The 10,623-nt window shown below is 43.3% G+C and carries 7 protein-coding genes and 1 pseudogene; 7 read left to right on the forward strand and 1 reads right to left on the reverse strand.

All coding sequences use genetic code 11. The annotated features are described in order from the left end of the window. Positions 1-7 precede the first annotated feature (7 nt). The 6 genes from BGL89_RS16445 (at position 8) to BGL89_RS16470 (ending at position 9,448) form a co-directional block, all read left to right on the forward strand. Complete coding sequence (locus tag BGL89_RS16445) at positions 8-613, forward strand: isoprenylcysteine carboxyl methyltransferase family protein (protein ID WP_286826619.1); 606 nt, start codon at positions 8-10, stop codon at positions 611-613. Between the two features lie 80 nt (positions 614-693). Beyond that, positions 694-2,325, forward strand: a complete 1,632-nt coding sequence (locus tag BGL89_RS16450; RefSeq protein WP_286826620.1) for an FAD-binding oxidoreductase — start codon at positions 694-696, stop codon at positions 2,323-2,325. A 48-nt stretch (positions 2,326-2,373) separates the two neighbouring features. Further along, complete coding sequence (locus BGL89_RS16455) at positions 2,374-3,675, forward strand: MFS transporter (protein WP_286826621.1); 1,302 nt, start codon at positions 2,374-2,376, stop codon at positions 3,673-3,675. Positions 3,676-3,735: 60 nt separating this feature from the next. Then, complete coding sequence (locus BGL89_RS16460) at positions 3,736-5,091, forward strand: efflux RND transporter periplasmic adaptor subunit (RefSeq protein WP_286826622.1); 1,356 nt, start codon at positions 3,736-3,738, stop codon at positions 5,089-5,091. A 42-nt stretch (positions 5,092-5,133) separates the two neighbouring features. Next, on the forward strand, positions 5,134-8,232 hold the full coding sequence (locus tag BGL89_RS16465; protein WP_024970089.1) for an efflux RND transporter permease subunit: 3,099 nt from the start codon (positions 5,134-5,136) through the stop codon (positions 8,230-8,232). Positions 8,233-8,668: 436 nt separating this feature from the next. Further along, entirely contained in the window at positions 8,669-9,448 is a 780-nt protein-coding gene (locus BGL89_RS16470) for a pentapeptide repeat-containing protein (protein ID WP_286826623.1), read from the forward strand. Positions 9,449-9,489: 41 nt separating this feature from the next. On the opposite strand, the gene BGL89_RS16475 is transcribed toward BGL89_RS16470, so the two are convergent. Continuing rightward, positions 9,490-10,017, reverse strand: a complete 528-nt coding sequence (locus tag BGL89_RS16475) for a hypothetical protein (RefSeq protein WP_286826624.1) — start codon at positions 10,015-10,017, stop codon at positions 9,490-9,492. Positions 10,018-10,425: 408 nt separating this feature from the next. Here BGL89_RS16475 and BGL89_RS16480 point away from each other — a divergent pair. Then, a pseudogene (locus BGL89_RS16480) lies at positions 10,426-10,623 on the forward strand (shikimate 5-dehydrogenase); the annotation flags it as partial.

The following is a 10,623-nucleotide window of genomic DNA, read 5'->3' on the forward strand; positions in this document are numbered from 1 at the left end:
TTTAAGGATGTTAAGCCAAATAGTTTTCATTGCCCTGATTAGTTACATTATTGTCCAACGAGTGCGCGTTACTCGTCTGAGTAAACAGAATATGGCCAAAGTCTTAGCGGAAGGTGGCAAACTGCATAGTTCTAATTATGTGGGATTCGTCAAGATTTTCCAATCTAGCTGGATGCTTTGCATGATCGGGGAAGTTTATCTGCTCAACAGACCTTTTATTCCAGCATTGGCTTTATTTTCGCTAATTACTACCTTTTTAGCTCAAAAGCTCCGCTATGCCTCCATTGAAGCTTTAGGCGATCGCTGGATTCATAAGGTGGTCACGGTTCCCCAGACACCCGTGATCGACAATGGCATTTATCAATATATCCGTCATCCTAACTGGTGCGCCATGATCACGGAATTAGCGGTGGTTCCCCTGTTTCATACCGCTTATCTGACATCTATAGTCTTTAGTCTCCTGAATGCTTGGTTATTAATCCAACGCATTCCGGCTGAAGAAGAAGCTTTGAGTCAAGACACCAATTATCAAGCAGTTTTCGCCAATACTCCCCGTTTTATTCCTAGTTTTAACGCAATTTTCTCTCGCAAACAGCAACCGCTTAAAAGTTAATTGCCACGGATAGCAGGGCCGGTTCCCTAGGGCCCTTTAATTACCCCTCATACCTGAATTTAAAGGAGAAAGAAAATACCATGGACTCTCTAATTGTTTCCGAAAATATTATTAGCGACAATTTAACTGACGCTCTACAAGAATGGGAAAATTTATTAGGCTCCGAATATGTCAGCACCGATAACAAAAAACGCCTAGAAGCCGAGACCGCTACCTACGAAACCCATGCTAAAATCCCGGCAATTATTCGCCCGGGTAATCGTCAAGAAGTCCAAGAATCTCTAAAAATTGCTAATCGCTATCAAACCCCTGTCTATCCTATTAGTACAGGTAAAAATTGGGGTTATGGTTCGCGAGTTCCTAGCCGCACCGGTTCGGTTTTAATGGATTTGAGTCGATTAAATCAGATTTTGGATTACAATGAAACCCTAGCTTATGTAACTATTGAAGCGGGTGTTACTCAGCGACAACTCTACGATTTTTTGCAAAAAAATGGCAATAAATTATTAATGAGTGTCACTGGTTCGACTCCTGATTCTAGTATTATTGGCAATGTTCTCGAACGAGGTGAAGCCAAAGGAATTTTGGGCGATCGCTTTAATCATGTCTGTGGAATGGAAGTAGTTTTGCCCACCGGTGAATGTGTTCATACGGGATTTAATCGCTTTGAAAATTCCCAAATAGGGGCGGTCAATCGTTGGGGAGTCGGTCCCTATTTTGATGGAATTTTTACCCAATCTAACCTAGGAATCGTCACCAAAATGACTTTTTGGTTAACCCCCTATCCTGAATATTTTCAGGCTTTTTTCTATAGCATCGATCAAGAAAATAAATTAGAGTTATTGATCGATAAACTACGTCAACTGAAAATGGCAGGGGTAATTAAAACGACCTTCCACATTAATAATAACTACCGAATGTTGTCCATTCAACAACAATATCCCTGGCAAGAATGCCAAGAAAAAACCCCTTTACCCCCCGATTTGTTAGAACAATTAAGTCATCAATGGGGCGGCGGTGTTTGGATAGGAGAAGGAGCTTTATATTCGGCTTCACCAGAACAAGGAAAAGTCGAAAGAAAACTAATTGAAAAAGCCTTGAAAGGAATTGTCAATAAACTTATGTTTTTTGATGAAAATAAGTTCAAAATGGCCAGCAAAATGAGTCCCATTTTTAAAGTATTTACCGGTGTGGAAATTAAGGACAAGGTGGATTTAATTTATCACAAAAATCCCCAACGAGGAATGATTACCGAAAAAGTGCTGAAAATGGCCTATTGGCGCAAAAAAACGCCTCCCACTGATAAGTTGAATTTAGATCTGGATGCCTGTGGCATGATTTGGTGTGTTCCCGCCGTTCCTTTTCTGGGAAATCATCTCAGAAATGCTCTCAATATTATCAGCAGCATCGCTCAAAAATATGGTTATGAACCTAATATCGGCATTAACTGTATTACCGAGCGCAATATCAACATCAATGCTGCCATTTTTTATGATCGATTGCTAGAAGGAGAAGACCAAAAAGCCTTAAATTGTCACGATGAAATGTTGGCAGAATTGATCAATAAAGGCTATTATCCCTACCGTCTTAGTACCCACTCTATGAATAGTTTACCCCTAGCCAAAGACGATTATAGTTGCTTAATCCAGAAAATTAAAGACAGCTTGGATCCCAATCACATTCTCTCACCCGGTCGCTACGAATTTCTTTAAATAAGTCTAACAATCTACTGCTAACTGCCCATCTATCCCCCAATTCTAATGACTTCTAGCACTTCTAGGAAATGGCAACATCTCCGAATAGATTATCTTCCTTATATCACTGGTTGGTTTGGTAACTTTATCGTTAATAATGCCCTTCTAACCATGCTAATCTATCGCTACGACCCTGGCATTCCTAATGACTATAACTTATCCATTTTATTGCCCTCTGCTTTAGTGGGGATAGCGATAATGATTAGCCGTATTGCTGGGGCTTTTGTGCAGCCAGTGATCGGTTATTTTTCCGATCGCTTTTGGAGTCCTTGGGGCAAAAGAAGACCATTTATACTGGTCAGTTTACTCCCTTTAATTGGTGGTTTTATCCTGTTATTTAATCCCCCTAATAACTTAAATCAAACCACTTACTTCATTTATTTAGTCACCATGCTTTGGGTGTTTTATGTGGGTATGGCATCCTACCATGTTCCCTATTTAGCCTGGTTGCCCACTCTCGCTAAAAGCCCAGAAGGAAGGGTTAAATTATCAACTCAAATCGGAATTTTTGGTTTAGTTGGTGCCACCATTGGTGGGATTATTGCCCCTTGGTTAACTGATAGCTATGGCTTTCAGGGCATGGGGATTGCTATTAGTCTTATTGGGGTAATTACTCTAGCCATGCCCTTGCTAGAAAAAGAAGAATATACTCCTTCTAAGGGCAAATATCCTAGCTTTAAAACCACCTTAACGGCGGCTTTTACTAATCGGACTTTTTGTATCTATATGATCACCATGATTTTGGCGTGGATGGTGATTAGTATTATCTCGGTGATTCCGACTTTTTTAGTAATTGCTCTCCTCAAACGAGAGGTAAGTTTTGCCGCCGTGATTAATACTATTATCGTCGGTAGTGCCTTGGCTGGATTTACCCTAGTTTTACCCTTAGCGCAAAAATATGGCAAAAAACTGGTTTTTCAAGGTTCTTTAATCTGGGTTGGCCTTGGTATGATTGCTATGGCCTGTGGTCGCTTTTGGTGGCAAGATTCTTTAATTCCTTGGTTAATCCTTTCGATCATCGCTAATTTAGCCCTAGCCAGCTTTTTTAGTCTGCCGAATGCCATGTTATCGGACATTATCGATCAAGATGCGGAGCAACAAGGAATGGGCCGAGAAGCAATATTTTTTGGAACCAGGGGTCTTCTAATTCAATTTAGCCAAGGTGCGGGGTCTTTTCTAACAGGATTAATCCTTTCTTTCGGGAAAACTCCTGATAACCCCTGGGGGGTACAAATTGCCTTTTTGTCCGCCGGTATATTATCCCTAGCAGCGGCTTTTGTCCTCCGGTCTTATGCCATAAAAAAATAGTTCTTTCCTCGCTAGTCTGTTATTACTCTTGACTAAACCCTATTCATTTGGAACTAGATTATGAATTCCCCCAATCCCGTCACCAAACATCAAGAAACTGCCATCAAAAAACGGCGATTGCCCTGGCGATTAATTATTACTGGTATCCTAGCAGCCACCTCGGTTTTTGCCTATCCTACCCTGCGTAATGTCCTCTTAGAAGACACCTCTGAATCCACCACCGCAGAAGAAAGCGCTTCGTTAGCAATCGATAAGAGCAAGACGGCAGCCTTACCGGTGCGAACCTTAACTTTAACTCCTGTCACCCATCATCAAGAACCGCGCCGTTATACGGGTAATATTGTGGCTAAACGGACAAGTGAACTAGGATTTGAGCGTTCGGGACAATTAATTAGTTTATTGGTTCAAGAGGGTCAAGAGGTACGCCGAGGTACTTTAATTGCTACTCTAGATACAGGCAATTTAGAAGCACAAAAACAAGAACTCATCGCCCAGCGAGCGCAAGCTACGGCTAAACTGCAAGAATTACAAGCTGGTTCCAGGAAAGAAAGTATCGCCGCAGCCCAAGCAAAAGTCCGAGATCTCAGGGAACAATTAGCTTTAGCCGAATCTAAATACCAAAGACGGCTAGGATTGTATCAAGAAGGGGCAATTACTAGAGAACAACTCGAAGAAGTGCAAACCGATGTTAATGCCCAACAAGCGAGAATTGATCAAGCCCAAAGTGAATTAGATGAACTCAAGGCCGGTACTCGTCCCGAATTGATTTCTCTGCAAAAAGCCGTTATTGACCAATTTGATGCCCAACTGAAGAATATTAACTTAGAGATTGAGAAAAGCCAACTTCAAGCACCCTACGATGGCACTATTGCCCTCCTTCACGTCAATATTGGCACTGTTGTTTCTGCAAGTAATCCGATCGTTCGTTTAGTGGAAAGTAATAAACTGGAAGCGCGTATAGGGGTTCCCATTGACCAGTCCGAAAACTTACCAATTGGGAGTAAACATCGTTTAAAAATTGGTGACAAAATAGTAACAGGACAAGTCACTGCAACCTTACCCCAAGTTGATCCGACTACCCGTACCGCCACGGTTATTTTAAGTTTAAATCAGACTCAAGGCCTGATTCCGGGGCAAGTGGTCAGCCTAGAATTATCTCAATCAGTTCCACAATCGGGCTATTGGTTGCCCACAGAAGCTTTAGTACAAGGCACGAGAGGATTATGGTCTTCCTATGTTCTAGGAGCAGCTAATCCCGATAATCCTCGACAATTTACCGTCAAACGCCAAGATTTAGAAGTTCTAGCGATTCAAGGCGATCGCTTATTGGTGCGCGGGACTTTAACCTCCGGTGATCGAGTGATCGTCGAAGGGGTTCACCGCATCGTACCCGGGCAAATGGTGGAAATTTGGTAGTCAGCGGTCATTAATCAGCTTTATTATCCCTAATAATCTCCAATGAATAACTTGTTTGAACGTAAACCTAGATTACTAATTCTGACCTTAATTCTGATTATTGTCTGGGGATTGTCTTCCTTTCAAATTTTGCCGCGCATGGAAGATCCCGAAACAATTAATCGAGGTGCCACCATTACCACCAATTTACCCGGTGCCAGTCCTTATCGGGTCGAATCCCTAGTGACCGAAAAAATTGAACAATCTCTCTCTAGCATCAAAGAAATTAACCTGATTGAGTCCTCCTCAGAATTAGGGAGTTCCACGGTCAATATTCAACTTAAAGATGAAGTCACTGATGTGGATCCCGTCTGGTCACGCATTCGCGATCGGATTACCGATGTCATCCCGGAACTACCCCCAGAAGCCCAAAGACCCTTATACGAAGAAGGATATAGTAAAGCCTTTAGTTTATTGACTGCCATCCTTTGGGATCTAGATACCGCTCCTAATTACGCTATTTTACGCCGACTTGGCCAAGAACTGTTCGATGAATTAGAAGCCCTTTGGGGAACCGAAAGGGTCGAATTAGTCGGGGTTCCGGCCGAGGAAATTTTAGTCGAAATTGATCCGGTGAAATTATCCTCCCTAGGCCTAACTGCCGTCGAAGTTGCCCAACAAATTCAAACCAGTGATGCCAAGGTCGCCGCCGGACAACTTCGCAGCAATCGCAATAATTTATTATTGGAAGTCGATACCAGTTTAGAATCACTCTCTCGGATTCGAGCAATTCCGATTCGTTACAGTAATGAGGGACAATTTACCCGTTTAGGAGATATCGCCCTAGTTACCAGGGGAATTCAAGAACCGCCGCCAGAACTAACTATTATTAACGGTAAACCGGCTATTGTGGTGGCCGCTATGATGGAATCGGGGCAACGCATAGATGAATGGACAACGGCAGCCCAGGCCAAGTTAGATCTGTTTCGACCCTCTCTCCCCCAAGGTGTGAGCCTCAAGATAATTTTTGCCCAAAATCGTTATGTGGCTAACCGAATCGATGGATTATTCAGCAACATAATCCTAGGGCTACTCTGTGTCATGGGGACAGCTTTTGTGATGATGGGATGGCAGTCCGCCTTGGTGGTAAGTCTATCCTTGCCCTTATCGATCCTGATGGTCTTTGCTGGTATGAATCTCTGGCAAATTCCCCTACATCAAATGTCGGTGACAGGAATTGTTATTGCTTTGGGACTTTTGATCGATAACGCTATTGTGATTGTCGATGAACTGCAAAAAGGACTACGGACCGGAATAGCTCACGAACATATTGTTGCTGAAACCGTTAAACAGTTAGGGATTCCCCTCTTAGCTTCTACCCTAACCACGATTTTGTCTTTTATGCCGATCGCTCTTTTGCAAGGAGGCACCGGCGAATTCGTGCGTACTATCGCCCAAACAGTGATCTTAGCCTTGGTTAGTTCTCTAATTTTGTCCCTAACGATTATTCCTATTCTCAGTTTACGTTTATATCAACTGACTCATCGATCGCACCAGACAAAAACCCATTGGTGGGATACGGGAATTAATTTACCGCTCCTAACGGGGTTGTATCGCCAAATTTTGAAGTTAATTCTCTATTTTCCCGTATTAGGTCTGGTTATTGGCTTGATTATTCCAATTGCTGGCTTTGTTGTCGCCGGCACTCTCCCGGAAGAATTCTTTCCGCCGGCAGAACGAGATCAGTTAACCCTAGAAATCGAACTGGCCCCCACCACAACCCTAGAACTAACTCAGGTAAAAGTGGCTCAAGCTGAAAAAATACTGCTAGATCATCGAGAAATTGCAGAAGTTCACTGGTTTTTAGGGCGTAATGCTCCCCCCTTCTACTATAATCTCTCCGATGGCGTCAAAGACTCTCCTAATTTTGCCCAAGCATTGATTCAACTTCGGCAAGTTTCTGATGATCCCCAATTGATCGAAACCTTACAAAAACAATTAAGTCAAGCTCTACCGATGGCTAGGGTATTAGTCAGCCCCCTAGAACAGGGTCCACCGGTGGGCGCTCCGATCGAAATTAGGGTTTATGGCTCAGAATTGGAGATGTTAAGGAAAATTGGCGAGTCCTTACGGGAAGAACTGGCAAAAATACCCGAAATAACCTATTCTGTTGCTGATTTAAGTGAAATTCAAGCTAAATTAGCCTTAAAAATTAATGAAGAAAAAGCTCGACTGATTGGTTTGGATAATGCGGCGATCGCAAGTCAATTGGATAACCTTTTAGAAGGTTCTGTGGGTGGCTCGATTTTAGAAGCAACGGAAGAATTACCCGTACGAGTCCGAGTCGGTAATCGCGATCGCGAGCAACTGCCACAAATTGCCTCTTTAAATATTCTCGGTAATTCCGCCACTGCTGAACGGGCGAATATTTCCCTTTCCTCCGTGGCAGAATTTGATTTTCTCCCCGAATTAGCCACGATTCCTCGACGAAATGGCAAGCGAATTAATACGGTGAAGGCCTATGTTCAAGCTGATGCGATCGCTGCAACGGTTTTAGACGAATTTCGCCAAAACTTAGAATCGGGCAAATTTTCCCTTCCGCCAGGGTATCGGCTCGAATTTGGCGGAGAGGAAGAAGAAAGAGATACGGCTGTGGCTAATCTAATTGCTAGTGTGGGAGTCTTGACGATTCTAATGCTATCAACCCTTGTTCTTTCTTTTAACTCCTTCCGTCTTGCTGCTCTAGTTACTGTCGTCGGTATTAGTTCGATTGGACTAGCCTTATTTTCCCTCTGGTTATTTGAATATCCCCTAGGATTCATGTCGATTTTAGGCACTATCGGCTTAGTTGGGGTTTCCGTTAATGATTCTATTGTCGTGGTAGCGGCTTTACAAGCTTTACCCCCCCATCTTCAACGCCAACGAAAGGCAATCCGGGAAGTGGTCATTGCTTCCACCCGTCACATTCTCACCACTACCTTAACCACGGTGACGGGATTTGTGCCATTATTTCTCTACGGCGGCGCTTTTTGGGAACCCCTCGCTCTCTGTATTTCCATCGGGGTGATGGGAACTACCCTAAGCGCACTGGTATTTGTCCCGTCGGGATGGTACTATCTCGCTCAAGCCCAAAAGGTTTCCCCTCTGTCTGTTTCTGAGTAGCTTGATTAAATACCACTTTTGTAGAGACGTTGCCTAGCAACGTCTCTATTGATTTGGGTAAAAATACCCTGAAAGTCGTCTCGGCTCCACCGCTCTTATCGGATAAAATACGGAGAATTGGCTGGGTTAAATATAATCGAGTTTGAACAATAGATAAGTTTTTTAACAAGAGTAGTTTCAGATACTGATTACCCGATGGACTGGGGTAGAATTGGAAAAACCAGTCAAACTGTTTTAGCCAAGCTATTTAACTATGATTAAAATTAACTTGCTGTTCGGGTTATCTTCTCTTAAAAAATCGATAAAAAACTTTACATAAACTCAAAAGAGAGTCTGATAACTAACTCATCTAAAAGCTGAGTTAGTTATCAGACGAAGTTTTTGGGTGCTTTTGTTGATTACTTCTTAACCACCATCTTAAAGTAGAAGAAGGGAGATGAAAGTTAATCAGTTACTAAGACTCTACGAACAAGGAGAGCGGGATTTTTTAGCCATTGACTTGATGAGTCTAGATCTACAACAAGTGACTCTAATCGCTGTCAATTTTGCTGCGGCCAATTTGTGCGGAACTAATTTGAGTCGCTCTTTTCTGACTAAATCAAATCTGCGGGGAGCGAGTTTGAATTGGGCGAATTTAACCTATGCCAAATTAAGTCAAGCGCAATTAGTGGAAGCGGACTTAACCAAAGCCAATCTCACCGGGGCCTTTATGGTACAGGCAAACCTGCGTAACTCGCGATTAAGTGGGGCGGATCTTTCCCATGCTAATCTCCGGGGGGCGAATTTATGCGGGGCGAATTTATGCGGGGCGAATTTATACTTAGTTAATCTCCGGGAGGCAACCCTAGATAAAGTCAATCTCAATTGGGCTAATTTGCAGGAAGCGCGGTTAAGTGGGGCTAAATGTCGTCAGATTTCCGCTAGGGAAGCCAATTTTAGCGGCTCTTTTCTTAAAGAGGTGGACTTTCAGGGGGCCAATTTAGAAAGGGCTAATTTTAGCGAGGCACGTCTGACGGGTAGTGATTTACGCGGGGCCAATTTAGCGGGTGCTAATCTAGCGGGAGCGCGTTTACAAGAGGTAAATCTACAGGGAGCGGACTTGAGGGGTGCTAACTTGACGGGGACTTGTTTTGAGAGCGTCACCGGTTGGACAGAAACCGCCCAAGAAGATGATATTTTTCCCCTAGACTGGTTTCAGCCCCGTTTTGCCACTTAAAAGTCAATATATCTGCCGAAAGCCCCTCCTTTTCCTATCGATTAACGATTAGCTGGAGTGGTTAATCTTTGGTTAGGAATGGGGATTGGGGGAGCATTATTCGGCTCGTCCTCGAAGGGTAAAGCAGGGGGAGGAGGAGGAGTGGTAGCGGTGGGAGATGGTGCTGGAGATGGACTGGGATTAACGGCAGCGGGGGGATTGTTCGGGGTGACGACGGGTGCGGGAGAGCTAAAACCGAGGAGATCTTTGCCAAAGGGAAAAACATTAGCCCAGCGTTGAATATTGGGATGGCCAAACCAATCTTGACGGGATACCTTCACCGAGAGGAGAGGTGCGATCGCCCCTGATTTTTCGGCCGTTATTAATAAATCAATTTTATTAATACCCTGTTGTTGATTAAAACGACTGATGATAGTTTTCTCTGCTAATTGCGATGCTCTAGTCAATAATCCTTCGTAGGATTCTCCCCGTTTAACTGTGATGGGAAGATTAACAGTGGATTGAGCAAAAACCACATCAACGGCGATAATTCCCGTCAGCAGCGTTAAAACAGTAATAGACTTGTACATAGGACAGACGGTTAAACAGGCACTCCCTGGCTAGGGTCGGGATCTTCCCTGTTAGAGTTCCCCGATCGCTTTCTTAAATTACCACGATCGATCTCTGGCCACAATTGAAAATTTTCCGGCAGCAAAAAATCGTCCTTGGCTCCTAGCAATAGGCAATAGGGGAATAATTAGGGCTGGCTGAATAAATCTAAAAACTTTGTTGGATAATATCTTTAGGCTTTTTTGCCATCAAAAAGTGCCAGCCATTGGAGTGATCAGAGGGGAAAATTCCGGGACTTTTTCCCTGAAAATTAGGCAATTGACCACCTGAAAATGGCTAAAACCCCACACCCGACACCCCACCCCCACGAAAAACTGTTTCAGCATAACCTAATTATATTTGGCTATATCGACCAGAGGGTTTTAACTATGACACAAACTAGCGAAACCGTTACCTATTCTCTCGAATCTGTCCTGACAAGGATCGAGAGTAAAATCGACAGTCTCCAAAGAGATGTTAATCAGAAAATTGACTCTCTCCAAAGAGATGTTAATCAAAAATTTGACAGTCTCCAAAGAGATGTGGATCAGAAAATCGACAATCTCCAAAGAGATATGGATCAAAAA

This window comes from Microcystis sp. LSC13-02 (assembly GCA_002282935.1).
Lineage (GTDB): Bacteria > Cyanobacteriota > Cyanobacteriia > Cyanobacteriales > Microcystaceae > Microcystis.

Excerpts from the sequence above, each read along its gene's own strand:
- BGL89_RS16445 (WP_286826619.1), top strand. The coding sequence starts at position 8 with ATGTTAAGCCAAATAGTTTTCATTGCCCTGATTAGTTACATTATTGTC.
- BGL89_RS16450 (WP_286826620.1), top strand. The coding sequence starts at position 694 with ATGGACTCTCTAATTGTTTCCGAAAATATTATTAGCGACAATTTAACT.
- BGL89_RS16455 (WP_286826621.1), top strand. The coding sequence starts at position 2,374 with ATGACTTCTAGCACTTCTAGGAAATGGCAACATCTCCGAATAGATTAT.
- BGL89_RS16460 (WP_286826622.1), top strand. The coding sequence starts at position 3,736 with ATGAATTCCCCCAATCCCGTCACCAAACATCAAGAAACTGCCATCAAA.
- BGL89_RS16465 (WP_024970089.1), top strand. The coding sequence starts at position 5,134 with ATGAATAACTTGTTTGAACGTAAACCTAGATTACTAATTCTGACCTTA.
- BGL89_RS16470 (WP_286826623.1), top strand. The coding sequence starts at position 8,669 with ATGAAAGTTAATCAGTTACTAAGACTCTACGAACAAGGAGAGCGGGAT.
- BGL89_RS16475 (WP_286826624.1), bottom strand. The coding sequence starts at position 10,017 with ATGTACAAGTCTATTACTGTTTTAACGCTGCTGACGGGAATTATCGCC.